Origin of the sequence: Acinetobacter sp. YH12116 (assembly GCF_013418895.1) — a bacterium.
Classification (GTDB): domain Bacteria; phylum Pseudomonadota; class Gammaproteobacteria; order Pseudomonadales; family Moraxellaceae; genus Acinetobacter; species Acinetobacter indicus.
On record NZ_VPBE01000022.1, the window covers coordinates 17871 to 40453 of the forward strand.

Genomic DNA, 22583 nt, shown 5'->3' on the forward strand with positions numbered 1-22583 from the left:
CATACTGCAGATATGAACGACTAGATGAAGTAAAACAAGATGAATGCCATAGTCCAATATCAGGCGCAACCGGTGGTGCGCAGCAATCTCGACTTTAAGCTGGAACAGATTCCACGCTTCTGGTTTGGTGGAGATCCTTTTCTGACCCGCATGTTTGATGCCTTAAGCCTGACCTTTCCCGATGGGGAACGCTATTTTATTCAGTCGGTACGCTTGTACCGCGAGCAGATTCAGCAGCCAGAACTGCAGCAACGCGTGGCCGACTTTATCCGCCAGGAAGCCCAGCATGGCATCGCGCATGACAAAATGAACCAGCTAATGAAAAATCAGGGTATGCCGGTGGATCAGTTTATCCGCCAGCTCAACCGGATTTTTAAATTTGAACTGGAAAAACGCTCACCGGAATACAATATTGCCACCACGGCAGCAGCCGAGCACCTGACCGCCCTCATGGCCGAAACTTTTTATGCCCATCGCTCGACGTTAGCTGAAGCACATCCGTATGTACGCGCCTTGTTTGCCTGGCATGCGATTGAAGAAATGGAACATCGGGATGTGGCCTTTGATGTAATGCGTGATGTGGCCCAAGTTTCTGAAGCGATGCGGCATTTTGCCCTGGTCTGGACCACGTTCCTGATGTTTGGTTTTACCATTTATCGGGCCAATATCATGTTAAAACAGGATGGCTTTAGTCTGTGGCAGCGTCTGCAACTGAATGCCAAAGGTTTGCCGTGGTTCTTTGGCAAAAAAGGCACCTTGACCCGGATGGGCCGGCTATATAAGGACTGGTTTAAAAAAGATTTTCATCCCAGCCAGCATCCGATTATTGCCCAGTATGAAGTCTGGATTAACACCCTGGAACAAACCAACGATCCGATTCAGGCCGGTGAAGCCTTCTGGCAGGCGGCTAAAGATTAAAGAAAAGTTATGATGGATTAAAAAAGCTGAAAGTCAGGTTCAGCTTTTTTATTGAGTGGATGAGTTGTAGCTTTTTGGTGAGAAGGAGCAGCGACGAAGATCTACCATTTGGCATAATGCTGTTCCAGCAAGGCATATTCATTCAGGAACACAATTTCCTGATCATCCTGCACAATGGTGCCGCTGACTTTGGCCTGCCACTGGCTAAACTGGCTGCCCACCAGGCGCAGATTCAGATTTTCATAACGGCGCCAGCCGGTGGTCACGGTTAAATTCAGGCTTTGGTCCAGCGAGACAATATTCCACTGGTTATCTGACTGCTGCTCAAATAACACATCTGCCAGCGGATACAGGCGGCCATTGACCCACAGGCAGTTTTCATTGCCAAAGCTTTCATTCACGCCAGAAGCCAGATTAATACCGACCCGCTTGTTCTGGGCATCCCAGAAATTACAGGACAGCCAGAACCAGGCCGTTTCCGGGCGTAAAAAACCACAGGTATCATCCAGAGAAACAAAAGTTTTGTCATGAAACTGGATGGTTTGTCCCTGCTTGTTGATAAAAAAACCTTCACAGCCGAGCGTGGTCAGCTTTTGGGTATAGGTCCAGCCATTAATCCCATTCGGACTACACATGCTTAATGGATCGGTGCCGGCACAGAAAATTCGCGCACTCAGGCGCAGTTCGCCATATTTAGTCACCCGGATATAACGCACCCCATTGGCATGCTGAATATCCAGCTGATAGCCGGCTTTATGAAAATGGCTATGGTTAAACAGCGGCTGCTCGTCCAGCACCGTATGCCGGGCCAGAAAACTGATCGCATCCCATTCCAGCACTTCACCGGTCAAATGATTGTAGATATAAACAAAACCATGTCCGGCCCAGGCAATATCAACAATAGCCAAGCCAATGGTATAGTGCTCATGCTGAATACAACAAAATTTAAATTTCTTATATTTTAATCGTTTACGCCAACCAGACAGCACATCACCATAAGGGCTTTTATATTGATAATGATGGTATTGGATACTGGTCGGTAATTGCTTAAAACGTCCGTAACGTGGCTGTCCATTCTGTTGTATTAAATCCATGTACGACATTCCATGTGGTTTGAGACACTGTAGCTACCGCTTTATTATGCCTATAAAATCTGGCCAGAAAAATAAAAATAAGATTATTTTATCTAAACAATAACAAAAACATAGATTGCTTTCTTTCACAATATCCAAGCCAAACCACTTGCTTAAGTCTGCTACAGTCAGGACTCGGCAATAGGCAAATAGGTATTTTCCCAGCGGTTTCCGGCAAATTCCCCGGCCACCAGTTGCACATAACGGCCATGCACCTGATCAATGGCGATGCAGTCATCGACATCCAGCACCCGGTCGGTATGCTGCTTTTGCCAGTGTGCAGCAAAATATGCCTTGCCACGCTGTTTGGCCACCATGGCATTTTGTGCAACCACCAGAACATAGCGATGCAATTCGCCAAATTCACGCGCATCGTAGCCGCCCAAATTAATCAGCCAGAGTCTTTCATGCGCCTGATTCGGGGCCGCATTACTAAATTGCAGCTGATATTGTTTACCTTCAAATTCCACCCCATTGATTTGCGCCCAGGCATCAATATGTAAGCCGGATTGATCACCAAACCAGGCCTGTCTTAGCTGAGGGAAAGTCTCTTCCAGCGTGTTACCCACGGCAAGCACCACATCGTGCACTTCGGTATTGGCGCGGGCATGACGACCGCCCAACATGACAATAAACAGACTTGGCATGGAAGACTCCAGAAGAGGGTTTTAACCAGGTAGAAGATAAATCAGCAATATGATACCCGTTGGCGATCGGGATGTCGCCTGTTGAGCAGCATGACAGGGACGTCAGATCTGCTCAACAAAAGCCTTTGCTTACTTTGGGCTTTTCCAAACTAAGGGAAAGTCTAAATGAATTACGATTGTCTGAATTTGTGTCAAAAATAGGATCTGAATAATAATCCTCCCCTCGCCCCTCCTTTTAAAAAGTGGGGAACTTTCATTACAACAATAAAAAAAATCGCACCCAATTGCTTGAATGCGATTTAAATCCTCCCAACCCTCCTTTTACTAAGGAGGGCTATTCCCTTTTTTCTTTAAGAGGGTTAGGGAGATTTTTTACATATCCACCATTTCCACGCCATCAATACGCGCTACCGTCATCAAGTCTTTATCACCACGGCCTGAAACCGTTGCAATAATAATTTGATCTTTCGACATGGTCGGCGCCAGTTTGGTCACGTACGCCATCGCATGTGAACTTTCTAATGCCGGAATGATGCCTTCAATCTTGGTCAGGTCACGGAAACCTTGTAAAGCTTCCTGGTCATTAATTGGCACATAATCCACACGATGCATATCTTTCAGGAAGCTGTGCTCAGGACCCACACCCGGATAATCCAGACCAGCAGAAATCGAATGGGTTTCAATAATCTGACCTTGTTCATCTGACATCAGGTAAGTACGGTTGCCGTGAAGGACACCGACATGACCGGCATTCAATGGCGCAGAGTGTTTCCCCGTTTCAATGCCTAAGCCCGCCGCTTCAACACCGTACATTTTCACCTCCTGATCATTCAGGAATGGATAGAACAGGCCCATAGCATTAGAACCACCTCCCACACAGGCCACAAGTGCATCTGGCAGACGGCCGGCTTGTTCCTGAATCTGACGGCGTGCTTCACGGCCAATAATGGACTGGAAATCACGCACCAGTTGCGGATAGGGATGTGGACCCGCCACAGTTCCGATCACATAATAGGTTGAATCGACATTGGTGACCCAGTCACGCATCGCTTCATTCATGGCATCTTTTAAAGTTTTAGAGCCACTTTCTACCGCGACGACTTTGGCACCCAGCAAACGCATACGATACACGTTCATGGCCTGGCGCTTCACATCTTCCGCACCCATGAACACTACACATTCAAGACCTAAACGCGCCGCGATGGTTGCTGTCGCCACACCATGCTGACCGGCACCAGTTTCGGCAATAATACGTTTTTTACCTGAAAGTTTGGCCAATAACGCCTGACCAATGGTGTTGTTCACTTTATGCGAGCCGGTATGGTTCAGGTCTTCGCGTTTTAAGTAAATCTGTGCACCACCCAACTCTTTCGACCATCGCTCAGCATAATACAGTGGACTTGGACGACCGACGTAATAAGCGAGATCACGGTCGAATTCTGCCAGAAACTGTTCATCATTCTTCATGCGGAAATAGAGCTTTTCCAAGTCTTCTAAAGCCGCCATCAGAGTTTCTGACACAAAACGTCCGCCATGGATACCGAAGTGCCCTTTTGCATCAGGGAACTGGGTATAGTCAATTGCCTGTTTTTCTGTATTAACAGTTTGCTGATCCACGATGGACTCCTTGCATAAAGCGTTCTATGAGTTGTTGGTCTTTAATACCTTTTGCGGATTCTACGCCTCCGCTCACATCTACAGCAAACGCGGCTGTGGTGTGAATGGCGTCTTCAATATTGTCAGGGTTTAATCCCCCGGCCAAAATCAGTGGAATATCCAGTTGGGGAAAGCTGCTCCAGTCAAAGCTGTGCCCGGTTCCGCCCTTTAATTCAGGATGCCAGGCATCTAAAAGTACGGCGCTAGCACCAGCCTGCTGATATTTTTGAATTTCAGTCACTACATCTAGGCCCGGTTTAACCTGAATCGCCTTGTACCAGCGACGTCCAACCTGCTGTGCAATTGACTGGCACTGTTCCGGGCTTTCATCACCATGAAATTGCAGGATGTCCAGCGCGACTGTATTGAGAATGGCCTGAATCTCACCGGCTGAGCTATTTACAAATAAACCCACCACCTGTACATAAGGCGCAATGGCCTGTAGCAGAACGCTGGCCTGTTCTGCGCTCACACTGCGCGGACTTGGAGGATAAAATACAAAACCAATTGCATCTGCACCACTGTTGACGACGGCATGTACATCTTCAACCCGGGTGATGCCGCAAATTTTGGCACGGGTTCGCATAACTTGTTTGGCTCTCGTAATGCCCGCTTTATAGCCTATCTATAAATATGGGGCCGGCTCATTGTAATGCAAATTTTTTCACTTGAGTAAAGTTCAGCCTGATAATTCTTGCACAAGTTGTTTAAAATGCATACGGCACTTATACTGCGCCCGTTTCACAGCAAGTTTAAGCCTTGGCTTTAGGGAAGTTGGTGAAAATCCGACACTGCCCCCGCAACGGTAACAATGAAACATATATCAGTTTAAATCATGCGATTTACACCACTGTATGCAGATATGGGAAGGTGGATATATAGGTCCAGGTCATCATCAAGATGCCTGGCGCCACATTGAAGTCCGGATACCTGCTTGTTGTGCCCTTTAACTCAATCATTCACGTGGGGTGAATGTATGGAGCACATATCATGTCTATTCAATTTCAACCTACTGCCTTGGTAGGTGCAATCGCTCTTGCGATGGGGTTTTCAACTTCTGTCTTTGCTACGGAGTCTCAAGAGCAACCTGCCGTCAATGCGGCCCTGGATACCTTGGTGGTTACAGCTACTCGTTCTGAAGAGAAGATTGGCAATGTGCCTGCGCGGATTTCAATTATTGAGCCACACATATTAGAGCAATCTCCAATTGCCGAACTCCCCCATCTTTTAATGTCCGATGCATCCATCAATATGGTGCAATCGGGCGGTTTTGGGCAAGTGTCTTCAATTTTTACCCGCGGAACCAACTCTAACCATACACTCGTACTTCGTGACGGCATCCGTCTAAATACAGCCTCTTCAGGTATGGCCTCTTTATCTTTCTTAGATACCACCGATATTCAACAAATTGAAGTTCTAAAAGGCCCTGCATCTGTTCTATACGGCACAGATGCAATTGGTGGTGTCATTCAAATGGTTTCAAAAACACCTGAAAAAAACCAAGCCTTGCTAACAACTGAAGTGGGTGAAAATTCTACCTATAAAACCGTTATCGGTGCTGATCTGGCAGAACAGGGATTTTATGCTCAAATTCGTGGCCAGCGTTTAGAAACAGATGGGACAAAAATTAAAGAAACCAGTCATGAAACTGCTGCTTTTGATCAGAAAGGCTATAGCGCCAAACTTGGTGTAGATCAACAAAACTATGCTGTTTCTCTGGATTATCAGCAAAATGAGGGAAATATTAAATATGATAATTTTGGTGCTCTAAATAATCAGGACTTTGAAACAGAAATTATTAATCTAAAAGGTCATGTAAAATTAAAGCCACAACTTGAACTGAATGCTCGCCTTTCCCAGTTCCAAGATGACTTATATCAAAATGATCCTAATTTTATGGGACAGTTTGACTTTGCTTCCAGTCAAACTCGAGAAGCAGAATTATATGCAAAATTACAGCTTAACTCTGCCCAGCAAATTCTAATTGGTACACAACATCAAAATATTCAGGGTAATGTGCTGTCTTATGGTCAAAAATATGAAACTGATCTAGATTCACTGGGCTATTATTTCCAGCATCAATATCAGACCAATACACTGAATACCCAAGTAGGTATCCGTGTTGAAGATCATGAAAAATATGGTACACATACTATCGGCCAGGCTGCAGCCCGATACCAACTTCTGCCTCAAACCAGCCTTTATACCAATGTTGGAACGGCTTTCCGATCACCAAACCTAAACGAACTTTATAGCTCATCCGGCAATCCGAATTTAAAACCTGAAGAAAGTCTTTCTTTCGAAATTGGCCTAGATCAACAGCTCAATCATGGCTTGACAACAGGCATTACCCTGTATCGAAATCAGGTAGATCATCTAATTGATGCCACAGAAGCGACAGGCTACAGTTTTAGAAACCTGGATCGTGCAATTTTTGAAGGTAGTGAACTGTATCTGAATTGGCAAGCCCCACATGCTTTTATTAAAACAGGCTACCATTATGTACGGGCCAAAGATGATACTACCGGTGAAGACTTAAGCCGTAGACCACGCCAGAAAGCAACCCTTACCCTAGGATGGGCTGAAGAACAGTTTGGCTTATCTACCACTTTAACAGCGAACTCATCTTCAGATAACAGTGCTTATGATGATGTCAGAATTCCAGGCCATTTCAATGTAGATATGAGTGGCTATTACCAACTTCATCCAACCATCAAATTATTTACCAATATTCAAAATGTTAGTGATAGTAAATATCGTACAGCCTATGGTAGTGGTAGTTACTACATCAACGGCGGCCGCCTCGCCTCTGTCGGCGTAACGGTTAAATACTAAACGCCCCAAAGGACGTATAAATTTTGAGGATCATGTCGTGACTGTGGCATGATCCTTTTTATATTCACATGATTAAAAACTCAAGGAACAGCTATGGGCCACCGTTTAAGTAAAATCTATACCCGTACTGGCGACTCAGGCACCACCGGTCTGGGTGATGGTTCACGTGTTGCCAAAGATGATTTACGCATTGCTGCACTCGGCGATGTTGATGAACTGAATGCCACCATTGGCGTACTGCGCGCACAGATTACCGCTAGCACCATTCAGGACAAAGCCAGCTGGGATAAATCTTTAAGCCTGATTCAGCACTGGCTATTTGATTTAGGCGGTGAAGTCTGCATTCCGGGCTTTACTCTGGTACAACCGGTATCAATCGAGTTTCTGGAAAACGACATTGACCGGATGAATGAAACCCTGCCCATGCTTAAGGACTTTATTTTACCTGCCGGTACCTTGGCGTGTAGCTATGCCCATCAGGCCCGTGCTGTCTGCCGCCGTGCCGAACGTAGCTTGATGTCGGTGCATAGCCGTGACCAGAATATTCAGGCTACGTCTTTGCAGCTCCTAAACCGTTTATCTGACTGGTTATTTGTGGCTTCACGCACCCTGCAACGTAGTGAAGGTGGCGCTGAAGTGCTGTGGCAAAAAAACATTAACGAAACGATTGAAAAAAGCCGTCATTTTCATAGAAAAAATTGATGAAAATATGCGCTGATCTGACTTGTATAAATTTAAGATCAGCGCACAATAGCGCTGTCACATCCTGGTCATCTTAAAGGCTCACAATGAAACTTCCTCTCCAAACGCTGAGCCTGTTATGCGTATAATTGGACATCGTGGTGCCCGCGGCGAAGCCCCGGAAAATACCCTGGGCGGTTTTCAGTATATTCAGGATTTAGGCGTACGCGCTGTCGAATTTGACGTACGTCAGCTCAAAGATCAGCAACTGGTCATTATGCATGATGATCATTTGATCCGGACCACCGGTCAGGACCGTCCGCTGTATGAATGCAGCACGCAAGATTTACATCATTATAATCAGGCCTATGGTTGGAAAAACTGGTCGAACTTTGAAATCACCCCGTATTTAAACCAGACCCTGGCCCTAATCCAGAACTTTGAACATATCGAAGTTGAAATTAAAGCGGTGGAAACCCAGGCGCAGGCTGAACAGCTGACTCTGGCCTTGCATCAGCAGCTCAAAGGCTTTGAACATTCTGCTGTGATTACCAGTTTTGACCTGAAAATTCATCAGGCCTTACAGGCGCAGCAATCGACCTTTAAGCGCGGTTTACTGATTGAAGAAGATATTCAGGAACAGGCCATTGAACAGGCATTGCACTTTGGCTGCTGCCAGATTGGCTGGATGAATGAACTGGCGACCCCGCGTATGATTCAGGCCACCCAGCAAGCACAACTGGGGGTCAGTGTCTGGACGGTGAATGAAGTAGAACGTGCCAAACAGCTGAAAGATTTAGGCATTAACGGTTTAATTACCGATTTCCCAAAACTGATGATGCAACATATTTAAAACAATAGATGCTCAATCCGCCTGCATGTTACAGGCTGATTTTATATTGATTGAACTTCTATTTAGCGTTGATTGGCCTGAATCAGCATTAGCCCGCGCTCATCCAGCAAATATAAGGTTTTACCCTGTAACTGGAAGCGTTTGACCCGTTGCAAGGCATCCATCAAGTCGGCTTCCTGCGCCAGCGCATGATCACAACTATTATGCGTGGCACGGCTGTTCAGGCTTAAACGGCCCTGACTGAACTGCAGCTGATAGCGGCCGAAAAGAGAATTACAGCCGGTATTGCCCTGCAGATTCTGAAAACGGGAATTGAGCATTAAATACGGGCTGGCATGAAAATAACGTGCCTTTTTCCCCTGAATGGTTTGAATTTCCCAGCGAATATCCTGCAGACCATCGCTACTGCGTTTAACCGCTGCCGGTGCTTTTACCGCACGTGGCTGTGACTGGACTTTGGAGGCTGTAGAAGACGGCGGTGTGCTTTGACAGGCCGTAATGAAAACCACCGCGATCAAATACGGCAAAATTAAACTAATTTTACGGTATCTCATGTGATTGATTTCGCATTGATCAAGGATTTATCTTTATCATGCCGCAGCCTTCGATAAAATCAATGAAGCTTCAATCTTATTCTGTTACTGTTTAGTACAATACATCTGTACAATAATGCTAGTGACGCCGAAACGCGCATGCTAATATGCTCAAATCTTATTCCATACAAAAAGTAATGGATTAAGCACTTCTTTACACCTCCCCAGCTTTCAGGAGTACTGTTGGAGATGAATGCTCCCCTACCCAAAGCCCCAATTAACTGGGTTGCCGTTTTTGCTCTGGTGTTCTTGCCAATTGTCGCAATCATTGCCATCCCGTTATATGCTTACCACCATGATTTTAGCCTCGCAGCTTGGATCAGCATGTTTGTTTTACTTGGCGTTAGCAGCTTGGGTATTACAGCAGGTTATCACCGTTTATGGGCGCACCGTGCCTATGAAGCCACTTTACCTTTGAAAATCATTTTAATGATTATGGGCACCTTTGCCGTACAGAACAGTATCCTGTTCTGGGCCTCAGGTCACCGTACCCATCACCGTCATGTCGATGATGTCGATAAAGATCCGTATTCGATCAATAACGGTTTCTGGTACGCCCATTTAGGCTGGATGCTGCGTGACTATCCGGCAGCCGAACCAAACTATAAAAATGCGCCAGATTTGCTGAATGACAAACTGGTGATGTTCCAGCATAAATACTATGTACCGTTAGTGATTCTGGTACATGTTGGCATCTTGCTACCAATTGGCTGGGCTGTGGGCGACATCTGGGGTGTTTTACTTTTAGGCGGCTTAATGCGTCTGATTCTGAGCCACCACGTCACCTTCTTTATTAACTCGCTGTGTCATATGTGGGGCAAACGTCCATATACCGACGAAAATACGGCGCGTGACAACTTCTGGCTGGCTATTGCCACTTGGGGCGAGGGTTATCATAACTATCACCATATCTTCCAGTACGATTACCGTAATGGCGTGAAATGGTGGCAATATGACCCGACCAAATGGTTAATCTGGAGCTGTTCGAAACTGGGTCTGGCAAAGAACCTGCGCCGTATTCCAAGCTTTAATATTAAAAAAGCGGAACTGGCGATGAAGTTCAAATATGCCGAGCAGGACCTGGCGGTATATGGCCACAATGTCAATGACGACATCAGCAGCGTCAAACAGCGTCTGGCACAAGAATATGAAGCCTTTACCCACACCTTGAATGACTGGGCCAAATTAAAAGAGCAGGAAATTCAGGCCAAGAAATCGGCGGTGGCAGAAAAAATCCATCAAATGGATGACAAGCTGAAAGTTGAATTCCAGCTGGTAGAACAGCGTCTAACCCATCATCGGGAAACCCTGAACATTCTGATGCGTAACCTGAAAAAGAATCCGGTTTCACAATAATACCAAAGCCCTGCAAAAAGCCTCCTGATGGAGGCTTTTTCTATTCGGAAACACGACACTTTTCTCCAGCCAAGTTTGTTATAGTGAAGGCCTGTTCTGAATGGCTGTTCTGCAATGCAATTTAACTCGCGCTATCCTACCCTGCCTTCCCGTCTGTATCACCAGCAACAACCGCTGCCTTTAAAAGGCGCCAAAGCCGGGCATTTCAATGCAGCACTGGCCGATGAACTGCAATGGTCAGATGAAGACAAAGTACAGTGGGTCGAAATCTGTAGCGGCCAGAAAACATTTGCTGAATTTCCGCCGTTGGCCATGGTTTATGCCGGGCATCAATTCGGGCAATGGGCCGGTCAGCTCGGTGATGGACGAGGCTTGCTGATTGCCCAGATTGTTGACCAGCATCAGCAGACCATTGATCTGCATTTAAAAGGTGCCGGTGCCACTCCCTATTCACGGATGGGCGATGGTCGCGCGGTGTTACGCTCGGTGATTCGTGAATATCTGGCCGGTCATGCCTTAAATGCCTTGGGCGTACCTTCCAGTAATGCCGTGGGATTTACTTCATCCACCCAAGGGGTACAGCGTGAAAAACTGGAACCGGGTGCAATGATGTTACGTACCTCGGACTGTCATATTCGGCTGGGGCATTTTGAATGGATCAATCAATATCAGCCAGATTTACTGCCTGAATTTACCCAGAAATGTATCGAATGGCATTATCCGGAATGTCTGAAGGCCGAGCAGCCTGTTTTAGCTTTTGCCACACAGGTGGTGCAGCGTACCGCAGTGATGATTGCCCAATGGCAGCTGGTCGGCTTTGCCCATGGGGTGATGAATACCGATAATTTAAATATCACCGGTTCTACCCTGGATTTTGGCCCTTACGGTTTTATGGAGCGCTTCCGTCCGAACTGGATCAACAACCATTCCGATTATCAGGGACGTTATACCTATCAGCAGCAGCCGAGTATTGGGCACTGGAACTTGTGGACCTGGCTGAACAACCTGATTCCGCTTTGTCCCGCAGACGATGACCAAGAGCAATGGAAAACGGATCTGGCTCAATGTCTGGCCCATTTTGAACCGACCTTCCTGGAACACTACAAGCATGGTTTAAACCAGAAAATGGGCTTACCCAGCTTCCATAAAGACAGCTTTGACTGTGCGATGGCTTTTTTAAGAATCTTGCAAAGCGAGCAGCTGGATTACACCCAGAGCTTTATTCGCCTGCAACATAAAGACTATGAAACGATTAAAGATGATTGCTTAGACCGTCGTCAGTTTGAAGCCTTCCTGACGCAATATGAGCGTATTCGTGAACATCAGGATACCGATGAACTGGATGCCGCCATGACCGCCGTCAATCCACATTACATCCTGCGCAACCATATGGCGCAAAAAGCAATTGAACTGGCCGAGCGGGATGATTTTTCTGAAGTCGAGCGTTTATTTCGCCTGCTCAGTCAACCCTATACCCGACAGACTGCGCTGGAAAAACCGGAAGATTTAGCGCCGCTGCCAAGCGATGTGCCTGAAGTGATGGTCAGCTGCTCGTCTTAAAGTATCCACATTGGCCTGGTAAATTGTGGATAATTTCAGCATTATCCACAAAGTGCCCTTCAACCTAAATTGCGTATGGCTTTGCATCCACTTGCGGCAAAAGTCGCTACTACCCTGCCTGAAGTCACAGTGACCCAGCCTTTTGGTGAGGGTTGTGATGTGTTTAAAGTGCAGGATAAAGTCTTTATGTTACAGTTTCATCTGCACGGACAAGCGGCCATTAATTTAAAAGTAGCGCCAGATCATGGTGCCATGCTGCGTGATATTTATCCGTATATTCGTAGCGGCTGGCATATGAATAAACAGCACTGGATTTCAGTGTATGAAGATGAAGAGCTGGATGAAGCTTTAATCGAAGATTTAGTGCTGAATTCTTATGCGTTGGTGGTGTCCAAACTCAAGAAACTGGATCGACAACGTATAGCGTTACTCAAAACTGTAGGCTCGCGTGTTTAGCTCGGGCAAAAACACAGAGATAAATCGTGCCCACAGTTTAATCCTGTCTCTCGTATGTAAAATCAGCGATTAAACTTTATATCTATCATTGAACAACTCAAAGGCTTTGCGCCACCCTGAATGTTCACTGCTGTGCTGGCTTTTTGCAATTAAATACTGCAATAGTGCTTTGATGGTGGCCACTGTATCGGAATTTAAACAGACAATAATCTGCTGTACACAGAAGTTGATCTGATGTTCCAGGCGGGAACTATCCTGGGTTTGTTCAAAATAGTGTATCGCGGGGGTGATATTGCGCTGAATTAAGCGTGCGACAAGCTCAGTATTGACGTGCATAGAAAAATTCCCAAAAGCGGGCTGCGGATTATACCGGAATTTTATTTACTTCAATTTTCAGGCTTATTAAAATTTACAAAATATTCTTGTTAAAAATTAAATTCATTTAAAAATTATAATATTAGAAATCCCCCCCTTATTATCTTGGTCTTATGCTTGATCAGTCTGCTGATTGATCATGGTTCTGGTACTAAACGTACAACCTACTTTCATAAAAAAAGCGAATAGGCATGCACCTATCCGCTTTTTCACTCCGCATGAAATTAATCTTCCGGATATTCAAAACGGTAGCCAACCCCATAGACTGCCTGAATCCACTCATGACGATTACCGGTTTCTGCCGCTTCGGAAATCTTGCGGCGCAGGTTTTTGATATGACTGTCAATCACCCGATCTGCAACATCAAAACTGTCCGGGTTAATATGGTCCAGCAACTGGGCACGGGAATAAACCTGCCCAACATGCTCTAAAAACAGTTCCAGTAAACGAAATTCGGTCGGGGTCAGGTTCAGTGCTTTTTGCTGATACCAGATCCGTTGCTGGGCTTTATCCATCCGGAATAAATCATTGGTTTCCGGTTCAGCCTTGCGGTCTAAGCGACGCAGCACTGCCTGCACACGTGCCACCAGTTCTTTCGGACTAAATGGCTTACAAATATAGTCATCTGCACCCATATTCAGGCCTAATACCCGGTCAATTTCTTCGGTACGCGCCGTAACCATAATAATGGGTAAATCAGACTGCTCACGTACTTTACGGCAAATGGTCAGCCCATCCATACGTGGCACCATCAGATCCAGAATCATCAGGCTCGGTTTACGCTGCAAAAAGCTGTTATAGGCTTCTTGTCCATCATGAAACATACTGACCTCAAACCCAGCAGCTTCAAGATAGTCGCGGACCAATTGAGCGAGTTCAACTTCATCTTCAACCAGCATGACATGTTTCATGAATATCTTTTCCTTTTATTGTTTGGTCGGAATCGGGAAAGTCAGTTTGCAGCGCAAGCCACCCAATGGCGAATGCGCAAAACTCAGCTGGCCACCCATGGCCTGCGCAATTTTAGCAGACAGCGCCAGACCTAAACCGGTACCGCCAGTGCTCCGCGTACGCGAATCATCCACCCGGTAAAAACGCTCGCCTAAACGGGCTAGCTGTTCATCGGTCAGGCCAAATGGACTGTCATCGACATAGACACTCCATTCTGTTGCCGTCTGCTCACTATGAATATGAACCTGCCCACCGGCCTCAGTATAACGAATACTGTTCGCAATCAAGTTCACCATAATTTGTTTAAAGCGGTCTATATCTAATTGTAAAGGCACAGCTTCACCTTCTAGACGCACGCTTAACTCGGCCTGTTCAAACTTCGGCCGGAAATTCTCGACTTCCTGTTCAATCACCTGCCAAGGGTTGATTGAGGCCAGATAGAATTTCAGCTGCATGGCTTCGGCCTGCGCCAGATCAGCCAGGTCCTGAGTCAGTTTTTTCAGGCTGCTGACCTGACGCATCATTGCATCTAAGTGTTCCGGTGTGGCTTTACGGATACCATCCTGCATAGCCTCAATTTGGGCCTGTAACACTGCCAGCGGGGTTTTTAATTCGTGTGAGGTATCAGCCACCCACTGCCGGCGTGAGGTTTCATGCTGATCTAAAATGACTGCCAGCTGATTCAGCTCTGTAGATAAATCACCGAGTTCATCATTACGGTTTACTTTCACCTGATACTGATAATTGCCTTTGGTCAGTTCACGGGTCCCATTGAGCAGACGCTGAATCGGCTTTTTAAAATAGGTCGCCAATAACCAGGCCACCAGTAAACTGGCAATAAAGGACAGACCATAAATCAGCAGCAGATAACGCTTTTGTTCGCTAAAGAAATTAATGCTGAGCGCATCATCCTGATCCAGCACCGGTTTTAAACCCAGATAGCCGACCACCTGATTGTTCATTAAAATCGGGCGATACGACATTTGTCCTTCTGCTGGCTCACCGACCACAAACTGGCGTTTGGCATCATATAAAGCCAGACGCGAGCTAAGACCCAAACGGTCCGGCATGGAAATAAACTGTTTTTTGCCATCCGATTGTGGCTGATTCGGACGCGGATTCTGGGCACTGCCCTGATTAACCCGGGTGGTATTCTGCTGCGCGCTTAAAGGAAATTTCAGGCCTTCAAAGGGACGGTACTCGGAAGGCAGATTCATTTCCAGCCATTTCAATTCCTCCTGCGAGGCCTGGCGTTTTTGCGGATCTGGTTCAGCCAGCGTTGGCGCCACATTCATTAAGGTATGTTCTTCAAAATAACGCTGCTGCAAGGCAATATCGTACTGACGGCGCAACCACCAGCGCGACAGGCGGTCATAATCTTCCGGGCCGGCCTGTCCTTCAATTTGCAGGATTTGCGCCTGAATGGCATTGCCCCAATCATGATAGACACCATACACACCGGCCAGATTATGAATCACATGATCCAGCTTCTGCATTTCGACATCGGCCACGTATTTGGTGAAATTGCGTTGCATATTCCAGTGCAGCACCCACAGGCTGACCGTGGAAATGACCAGCGCGGTCAATAGCACAGTCAAAAACAGGCGCAGGGCGATTGGAATCCGGCGTATTTTCAAAACACTCATCTCAATTTTTCTTTTATTTCACTATTGTAGCGAACAGTGTTTGAAAAAACTCTCCATTGTTTCTTCATCTTTATTATTTATTCTTGTCGCAGGTAAAAATAACTGTATCGCGGTTCTGTGTGGAGACAATAATCATGAAAACGATGACAAAAATTGCGCTTGTTTCAGTGGGTTTACTCAGTGTCGGGACACTGACAGCCTGTCAGTCAACCAATAGTACAGCAACGCCGGAACGTGAAGGCCGTATGGCTCATTCCATGCACGGCAAACATGCACGCCTAAGCCCGGAACAGCGTGAACAATGGCAGCAGCTGCGTACTGAACGCCGCCAGATGATGCAGCAGATCAAAACGGCCTGTGAAGGCAAAGCTGCCGGACAGGTGGTTCAGGTCAAAGCCGGTGAAAAAACCGTGAATGGGACCTGTACCCTAATATTTACGCCGGAACGCCAGCAGCTTAAACACAGCCGTGAACATCGTCCAATGCGTGGCGATGTACGCCAGTTTAAACAGTATGCTGCTCAGACGGGTGCCTTAACCGATGCCAAACGTGCCGAACTGGTGAAACAGTATGATCAGCGCCTAGCACAGCGTCAGGCCCGTCAACAGGCTATGGCCAATGCCTGTAACGGTAAAATAGCCGGTCAGACTGTCCAGATTAAACTGGGGGATAAATCGGTCAATGGTCAATGCAGCCTGCGTTTTAAACCGAATACCGCTGTGACCATTCCGGCCAAAGTGGCTTAAGCGAAGTCAGCAAATAAAAAAGGCGCATGGTGCGCCTTTTTTATTGGACATATCTGTTTACGTTTTTGACTATTTGTCCACTTCCTATACCGATAAATCTGTTTACACTCAATACACTTAGCTATTTCAAGTTAAAAATCTTTGACTTTACAGTCACCAAGAAAAGCCGTTGAAATGCTTGTACCCAATTAGAAGATGTTGCACGATTAAAACATTCAAGATGCGCCTGTGAAGGCGCGTGAACTCACTGATTTAGGATTATAACCGCTGGTTAAACCAGTATTGAGGAACCCGATATGCCACAATACAAAGCGCCACTACGTGATATGCAATTTGTTTTGCATGAATTATTAAATGCTGAAGAACATTATGCAAAACTCCCTGCATTCTCTGGAAACGTAAGCCGTGAGTTGGTTGACCAATATTTAGAAGCTGCTGCTGACTTCTGTGAAAATGAACTATCTCCTTTAAACCAGGTGGGCGACCGCGAAGGCTGTACCTGGAACGATGGTGTAGTCACCACGCCGACTGGCTTTAAAGAAGCGTATCAAAAATATATCGAACTGGGTTTCCCGTCTTTATCTGCCGAAGAACAGTACGGCGGTCAGGGTTTACCAAACTCTCTGGGCATTACCATTTCTGAAATGGTCGGTACCGCAAACTGGGCTTGGGGTATGTATCCGGGTCTGTCTCATGGTGCAGTACGTACCCTTGAGCACCACGGTTCGCAAGAACAAAAAGATACCTATCTGCCAAATCTGGTATCAGGTGTCTGGACCGGGACCATGTGTCTGACCGAATCTCATGCCGGTTCTGACCTCGGCATTATCCGTACCAAAGCGGAACCAAATGCGGATGGCAGCTATGCAATTTCTGGCGAGAAAATCTTTATCTCTGCTGGTGAGCACGACATGGCCGAGAACATCATCCATATCGTTCTGGCACGTTTACCAGGTGCACCGAAAGGCACCAAAGGTATTTCACTGTTCATCGTACCGAAATTCAACCTGAATGCTGATGGTTCAATCGGTGAGCGTAATGCTGTGCGTTGTGGCTCGATCGAACACAAAATGGGGATTCACGGTAACGCGACTTGCGTGATTAACTTTGACAACGCCAAAGGTTACTTGATTGGACCTGAAAACCGTGGTCTGAACTGTATGTTCACTTTCATGAACACGGCGCGTATCGGTACTGCAGTACAAGGTCTGTCTGCATCTGAATCTTCATTCCAGGGCGCTTTGGCGTATGCAAAAGACCGTCTGGCCATGCGTTCACTGTCTGGTCCGAAAGCACCAGAAAAAGAAGCCGATCCGATCATTGTGCATCCAGCAGTACGTAACATGCTGTTGACCCAGAAAGCATTTGCTGAAGGTGGCCGTGCGCTGGTTTATCTATTGGCTCAATATGCAGACGTGGTTGAGCAGGCTGCTGAGGAAGAAGACCGTAAATTTGCCGACAACATCCTGTCTTTATTGACACCAATTGCCAAAGCCTTCCTGACCGAAACCGGTTCAGAAGCTGCAAAACACGGTGTACAGGTGTTTGGTGGTCACGGCTTTATTTCCGAGCACGGTATGGAGCAGATTGTACGTGATACGCGTATTTCTTGCCTGTACGAAGGTACTACTGAAATTCAGGCACTTGACCTGCTTGGCCGTAAGGTTCTGGGTACGCAAGGCGCGATGCTGAAAGACTTCACCAAGATCATTCACAAATTCGCAGAAGCCAACAAAGACAATGCCGGCATGAAAGAGTTTGTTGAACCGCTGGCCGCGCTGAACAAAGAATGGGGCGACCTGACCATGCAAATTGGTATGCGTGCGATGCAAAACCCTGAAGAAGTCGGTGCTGCAGCAGTCGATTACCTCTACTTCTCTGGCTATGTGACACTGGCTTACCTATGGGCACGTATGGCACTGGTTGCACAAGAAGCCTTGGCTGCAGGTACTACCGATGTCGACTTCTATAATGCCAAAGTGACCACTGCACGCTTCTACTTCAAGAAGATCCTGCCACGTGTACGCTCGCATGTTGACGTGATTGCGACTGGCCTGGATCCATTGATGGCGCTTGATGCTGAACACTTCGCCTTCTAATGCACGTGATGTGTAGTAACTTGTAATGGATGTAAAAAGGACGGCCAGCTGTTGGCGGTCCTTTTTCTCTATTTATCACGCTATATTAACCTTTCGTCGTCTAATCAATTGAAATCTCATCGTTTAGACTGACCTGATCACTATGAATAAACAAGAAACAGGTGAAATGAACTATGCCAATTTATAACGCACCGCTTGCCGATATGAAATTCATCCTGAATGATGTCTTCCAAGCAGAACAATTCTGGCAAAATAACGAAAATCTCGCCCACCTCGATGCTGCAACCGCAGAAGCCATTCTTGAAGAAATGGCCAAATTTACCCAGAACGTTACCCTGCCCTTAAACCGCACTGGTGATGAAGAAGGTGCCCAATATAACAATGGCAGCGTAACTACACCGGCCGGTTTTAAAGAAGCATTCAAGCAATATGCCGAAGGCGGCTGGATTGGCCTGGGTGCCGATGAAGAATGGGGCGGTCAAGGCATGCCAAAAATGCTGACCGTTCTGTCGGATGAAATGATTTTTGCTACTAACCCGTCATTCATGCTGTATCCACTGCTGTCAGTTGGTGCGGGTATGGCGCTGAGCAGCTATGCTTCTCAGGAACAAAAAGAAACCTATTTACCAAAAATTTATTCAGGTGAATGGTCTGGCACCATGTGTCTGACTGAACCACATGCCGGTACCGATTTGGGGATTATTAAAACCAAAGCGGAACGCAACGAAGATGGCAGCTATAACATTACCGGGACCAAAATCTTTATTACCGGTGGTGATCATGACCTGGCTGAAAACATCATTCACCTGGTACTGGCCAAAACCCCAGATGCACCTGCCGGTTCACGCGGTATTTCGCTGTTTATCGTACCGAAATTCCTGGTCAATGCCGATGGTTCACTCGGTGAACGTAACCCGGTTGGCCCAGGCTCTATCGAACACAAAATGGGGATTAAAGCCTCTGCCACGTGTGTCATGAACTTTGATGGTGCCAAAGGCTATCTGGTCGGTAAAGAAAACGAAGGCCTGGCAGCCATGTTCGTGATGATGAACTATGAACGTCTGTCAATGGGTATTCAGGGTTTAGGCGCCTCTGAATTTGCTTACCAGAATGCAGCACAATATGCGACTGACCGTTTACAGGGCCGCAGCGCTTCAGGTGTACAATCACCAAACAAACCGGCTGACAGCATTTTAGTACATGGTGATGTACGTCGTATGCTCTTAAATGTGCGCGCCAACAACGAAGCATCACGTGCCTTTGCAGTCTATGTCGGCCAACAGCTGGACATCACCAAATTCTCGACTGATGCAGACGCGGTGAAAAAAGCCAATGACCGTGTGGCGCTGCTAACGCCTATTGCCAAAGCCTATTTAACCGATACCGCCTTCCAGGCAACCCTAGATGCGCAAATGTGCTTCGGTGGTCATGGCTATATCCGTGAATGGGGCATGGAGCAATGTGTACGTGATTTACGTATTGCGCAAATTTATGAAGGTACCAATGGCGTACAGTCACAAGATTTAATTGGCCGTAAAACCATTAAATGTCAGGGTGCCTATATTGCAGAATATATTGCTGAAATCCGTGACTTTGCCAACCAGTTAGATGCTGATCTGAACTTCATTAAAGATGCGACCTTAGATGCAGCTACAGAAGTCGAATCAGTAACACAATACATTCTGAATGCGGCGTCTGAAAATGCAGAATTCCCGAATGCAGCAGCGGTCGATTATTTACACGCGGTTGGTCTGCTCAGCTTTGCCTATATGTTTGCCCGTATTGCCCAAGCAGCGCAGGCCAAACAGGGTGAGTTCTATCAGAACAAACTGGCGCTGGGTCTGTACTTTGTACAACGCATTCTGCCAGAGCTGGAAATGCGAATTACCCGTATCAAAGCCGGTTCTGATGTGATCATGAAATTCTCGGAAGATTATTTCACTCATCAGGCTTAAGCTTTTTATCTCTCAAAAACGCCTGCACTGTCAGGCGTTTTTTTATAGCATCCATGTTTGCCTGCTGTTTTTACACCACTTTTCCTGTAGTTGTGCACAGTTTTTGCATGAGTTTTTCTTATTCATTCAGCAGAATCAGGAGGAGCATATGACAGCACGGCATCCCAAAGTAGAAAAAATAGAAACCCTCCTCGACCGGCTGGGTAATCTGGCCGTTGAAAGTTTTCACTATATTGCCCTGTTCGTGATTGGCTGTATGGTGATCTGGTCGGCCGGCCATACTGTGGTCGATATTCTGACCGTCAAACAATATGCCACGATTGATGATATTTTACTGCTGTTCATTTATTTGGAGCTCGGTGCCATGGTGGGTATTTACTTTAAAACCAACCACATGCCAGTACGCTTCCTGATTTATATTGCCATTACCGCCCTGACCCGGCTGCTGATTTCCGATATCCAGCACGACCATAAAGCGGATATTGACCTGGTGATTATTACCGGTTCGATTCTGATTCTAGCCTTTGCGATTCTGGTGGTACGTTTTGCCTCCTGGAATTATCCATCGGTAATTCGGGATAAACACAGTGAAAAACCGTTGCCACAAGGCAAGACCCCACGCCCGGAAGATGATGAACTGGCCTAAACACCAAAATCACATCCATCATTCAAATCTGAAGAACAAAAAGCGCGCCTGGATACCACTACGGCGCGCTGATTTTTGAGTGAAGATTCACCGGATCATCAGTTTGGTTCAAATAGTTTTCCTTAGCGCTGGAGCGCTCCGGATGATCTAACGGTTTGGCACCAAAATATAACGACCATTTTCATAAATCCAGTAGCTGCCATTTGGCGGAGCCGGCAAACCTAAACGGCGCCAGTCAGTAATGATGGTCTGCGTGCTGCTTTCAATCCGGGCCACATTCGGGTCACCATTGACCCAGCTATAACTTTGCGAATTCTGGTAAATGGTGGTGGGCGCCTGATATTGAATACTGATGCCCGGACGTACCGGTTGATGGCCCCATTGCGGACGGGGCGGATAATATTGTGGTGGCCTGTGCTGCGGATAAGACGGGCGATGCTGTGGATAATGCTGCGCATGCGATTTTCGCTCCACACCCTGATAACTGGCCCAGCGATTGGTATCGGCCAGCGATAATGTCGAGATGGCAGACAATCCAATGCCTAACCATAAACCTGCTTGTATTCTTTTCACTACCCGACTCCCAAACATCAGCCTATTGATTTTACTATAAAACAGGATTAAGGATAAAAAATGAACATGCATGCTTTATACAAGTTTTTTAGATGAATGGCGGTAGATCGGCCGTATTTCTCAGTGAAAATAATGGCCTACTTTTATGCTACACTCGCTTTTTTTCATACTAGGTTCATGCTTGTGTCTGATTTAAGTTTTGATCGTCTTTATGAATATTTCTGCAAAGTACCCAGTGTTCAAAAAAACTTGATCGATGCCTATGGCACAGATGGTGCTCAGGCATGGTGGTTTAAATTTCAGATTAATGTAGCACACCCACTGGCCTGGCAAACCGTACAGGAACTGGGTCATGTGCTGAACTATATTTCCAAGAATGAACGTTTGCCAACGCAGTTTTTACCGGTATCGCCACCACCTTATATGAATGGTGAAGCCAAAGACTTCCTGTCTTGGGTGATCCAGTGTAATCATGCCGATTTCCCGCCCGATGTGGTCTGCGACTGGCTGGAAGCGCGTTTGCCGAATCCGGTTGAAGATGAAAGCCAGTGGAAAATTAAAACCGACCTGAGCGAGCTGGATGAGCTGTCTGATAAAGATCTGGATGAACTGGTACCACCGAATCCGGGGCAAAACTAAGCGTTAAACCTTAGTACTGACCTCTCCCTGACTCTCTCCTAGAAGGTTAAGGAAAAGCGTATATCCCTAACCTTCTCTTACGAGGAGGAGAAAAAGCTATTGTTCCTAACTCCCCTTGTAAGAAAAAGGAAATTGCTCCTGTAGTGGTTTAATAAAGTTGGACACCAAATTAGGTGATAATAGATTCACCAATGAGGTGCTTATGAAACCAAGACGTACATTTACTCCAGAGTTTAAAGTTGAAGCTGCTAGCCTTGTACTCGAT

21 protein-coding genes and 1 riboswitch are annotated in these 22583 nt (G+C 46.4%); of the genes, 12 read left to right on the forward strand and 9 right to left on the reverse strand.

The genetic code is table 11. The features are described 5' to 3' along the window. Positions 1 to 39: 39 nt before the first annotated feature. On the forward strand, positions 40 to 918 hold the full coding sequence (locus tag FTU54_RS11965) for a metal-dependent hydrolase (protein WP_016658655.1): 879 nt from the start codon (positions 40 to 42) through the stop codon (positions 916 to 918). Positions 919 to 1019: 101 nt separating this feature from the next. On the opposite strand, the gene FTU54_RS11970 is transcribed toward FTU54_RS11965, so the two are convergent. The 4 genes from FTU54_RS11970 to FTU54_RS11985 all read right to left on the reverse strand — a co-directional run bounded on the left by FTU54_RS11970 (position 1020) and on the right by FTU54_RS11985 (position 4940). Continuing rightward, a complete protein-coding gene (locus FTU54_RS11970; protein WP_005179978.1) occupies positions 1020 to 2012 on the reverse strand; it encodes a DUF2804 domain-containing protein in 993 nt (330 codons plus the stop codon). 167 nt (positions 2013 to 2179) lie between these two features. Next, positions 2180 to 2698, reverse strand: coding sequence for a DUF1543 domain-containing protein (locus FTU54_RS11975; protein WP_168399780.1), 519 nt, complete (start codon positions 2696 to 2698; stop codon positions 2180 to 2182). A 372-nt stretch (positions 2699 to 3070) separates the two neighbouring features. Continuing rightward, a complete protein-coding gene (trpB, locus tag FTU54_RS11980) occupies positions 3071 to 4315 on the reverse strand; it encodes a tryptophan synthase subunit beta (protein ID WP_005179981.1) in 1245 nt (414 codons plus the stop codon). Continuing rightward, positions 4296 to 4940: a phosphoribosylanthranilate isomerase gene (locus FTU54_RS11985; RefSeq protein WP_218949503.1), complete on the reverse strand. Its 645-nt coding sequence runs from the start codon at positions 4938 to 4940 to the stop codon at positions 4296 to 4298. Before FTU54_RS11985 ends, trpB begins: the two co-directional genes overlap by 20 nt. A gap of 145 nt (positions 4941 to 5085) precedes the next feature. Then, a riboswitch (cobalamin riboswitch) is annotated at positions 5086 to 5307 on the forward strand. A 37-nt stretch (positions 5308 to 5344) separates the two neighbouring features. On the opposite strand from FTU54_RS11985, the gene FTU54_RS11990 reads away from it, so the two are divergent. The 3 genes from FTU54_RS11990 (at position 5345) to FTU54_RS12000 (ending at position 8723) form a co-directional block, all read left to right on the forward strand. Next, positions 5345 to 7189: a TonB-dependent siderophore receptor gene (locus FTU54_RS11990; protein WP_180074794.1), complete on the forward strand. Its 1845-nt coding sequence runs from the start codon at positions 5345 to 5347 to the stop codon at positions 7187 to 7189. Positions 7190 to 7282: 93 nt separating this feature from the next. Next, positions 7283 to 7891: a cob(I)yrinic acid a,c-diamide adenosyltransferase gene (locus FTU54_RS11995; protein WP_180074795.1), complete on the forward strand. Its 609-nt coding sequence runs from the start codon at positions 7283 to 7285 to the stop codon at positions 7889 to 7891. Between the two features lie 118 nt (positions 7892 to 8009). Next, positions 8010 to 8723: a glycerophosphodiester phosphodiesterase gene (locus FTU54_RS12000; RefSeq protein WP_005179990.1), complete on the forward strand. Its 714-nt coding sequence runs from the start codon at positions 8010 to 8012 to the stop codon at positions 8721 to 8723. Between the two features lie 62 nt (positions 8724 to 8785). On the opposite strand, the gene FTU54_RS12005 is transcribed toward FTU54_RS12000, so the two are convergent. After that, the gene (locus FTU54_RS12005) at positions 8786 to 9277 is read right to left on the reverse strand and encodes an META domain-containing protein (RefSeq protein WP_005179993.1); all 492 of its coding nucleotides are present in this window, start codon (positions 9275 to 9277) and stop codon (positions 8786 to 8788) included. A gap of 228 nt (positions 9278 to 9505) precedes the next feature. Here FTU54_RS12005 and FTU54_RS12010 point away from each other — a divergent pair, with 228 nt between their 5' ends. The 3 genes from FTU54_RS12010 to FTU54_RS12020 all read left to right on the forward strand — a co-directional run bounded on the left by FTU54_RS12010 (position 9506) and on the right by FTU54_RS12020 (position 12688). Then, a complete protein-coding gene (locus FTU54_RS12010; protein WP_005179996.1) occupies positions 9506 to 10672 on the forward strand; it encodes an acyl-CoA desaturase in 1167 nt (388 codons plus the stop codon). Between the two features lie 114 nt (positions 10673 to 10786). After that, positions 10787 to 12232 (forward strand): YdiU family protein, encoded by a 1446-nt coding sequence (locus FTU54_RS12015; RefSeq protein WP_160242836.1) that lies wholly within the window; start codon positions 10787 to 10789, stop codon positions 12230 to 12232. A 75-nt stretch (positions 12233 to 12307) separates the two neighbouring features. Further along, positions 12308 to 12688: an MmcQ/YjbR family DNA-binding protein gene (locus FTU54_RS12020; protein WP_016658646.1), complete on the forward strand. Its 381-nt coding sequence runs from the start codon at positions 12308 to 12310 to the stop codon at positions 12686 to 12688. A gap of 69 nt (positions 12689 to 12757) precedes the next feature. Here FTU54_RS12020 and FTU54_RS12025 read toward each other — a convergent pair whose 3' ends face one another. From FTU54_RS12025 to baeS, 3 genes are all read right to left on the reverse strand, one after another. Then, positions 12758 to 13024, reverse strand: a complete 267-nt coding sequence (locus FTU54_RS12025; RefSeq protein WP_168399783.1) for a hypothetical protein — start codon at positions 13022 to 13024, stop codon at positions 12758 to 12760. Positions 13025 to 13287: 263 nt separating this feature from the next. Next, positions 13288 to 13974, reverse strand: coding sequence for a response regulator (locus FTU54_RS12030; RefSeq protein ID WP_005180005.1), 687 nt, complete (start codon positions 13972 to 13974; stop codon positions 13288 to 13290). A gap of 15 nt (positions 13975 to 13989) precedes the next feature. After that, positions 13990 to 15660: a sensor histidine kinase efflux regulator BaeS gene (baeS, locus tag FTU54_RS12035; RefSeq protein WP_005180006.1), complete on the reverse strand. Its 1671-nt coding sequence runs from the start codon at positions 15658 to 15660 to the stop codon at positions 13990 to 13992. Positions 15661 to 15794: 134 nt separating this feature from the next. Between baeS and FTU54_RS12040 the strand changes: the two genes are divergently transcribed. The 4 genes from FTU54_RS12040 (at position 15795) to FTU54_RS12055 (ending at position 21106) form a co-directional block, all read left to right on the forward strand. Next, complete coding sequence (locus FTU54_RS12040) at positions 15795 to 16406, forward strand: hypothetical protein (RefSeq protein WP_168399784.1); 612 nt, start codon at positions 15795 to 15797, stop codon at positions 16404 to 16406. Positions 16407 to 16702: 296 nt separating this feature from the next. Further along, entirely contained in the window at positions 16703 to 18505 is a 1803-nt protein-coding gene (locus FTU54_RS12045; protein ID WP_075168330.1) for an acyl-CoA dehydrogenase C-terminal domain-containing protein, read from the forward strand. 173 nt (positions 18506 to 18678) lie between these two features. Beyond that, on the forward strand, positions 18679 to 20460 hold the full coding sequence (locus FTU54_RS12050; protein WP_075168331.1) for an acyl-CoA dehydrogenase C-terminal domain-containing protein: 1782 nt from the start codon (positions 18679 to 18681) through the stop codon (positions 20458 to 20460). Between the two features lie 148 nt (positions 20461 to 20608). Further along, a complete protein-coding gene (locus FTU54_RS12055) occupies positions 20609 to 21106 on the forward strand; it encodes a phosphate-starvation-inducible protein PsiE (RefSeq protein ID WP_005180016.1) in 498 nt (165 codons plus the stop codon). A 147-nt stretch (positions 21107 to 21253) separates the two neighbouring features. Here the strand turns inward: FTU54_RS12055 and FTU54_RS12060 are convergent, their stop codons facing one another. Beyond that, positions 21254 to 21679 (reverse strand): RcnB family protein, encoded by a 426-nt coding sequence (locus tag FTU54_RS12060; RefSeq protein ID WP_005180017.1) that lies wholly within the window; start codon positions 21677 to 21679, stop codon positions 21254 to 21256. A 183-nt stretch (positions 21680 to 21862) separates the two neighbouring features. Between FTU54_RS12060 and FTU54_RS12065 the strand changes: the two genes are divergently transcribed. Next, positions 21863 to 22318, forward strand: a complete 456-nt coding sequence (locus tag FTU54_RS12065; RefSeq protein WP_005180018.1) for a hypothetical protein — start codon at positions 21863 to 21865, stop codon at positions 22316 to 22318. The last annotated feature ends 265 nt before the right edge of the window (positions 22319 to 22583 follow it).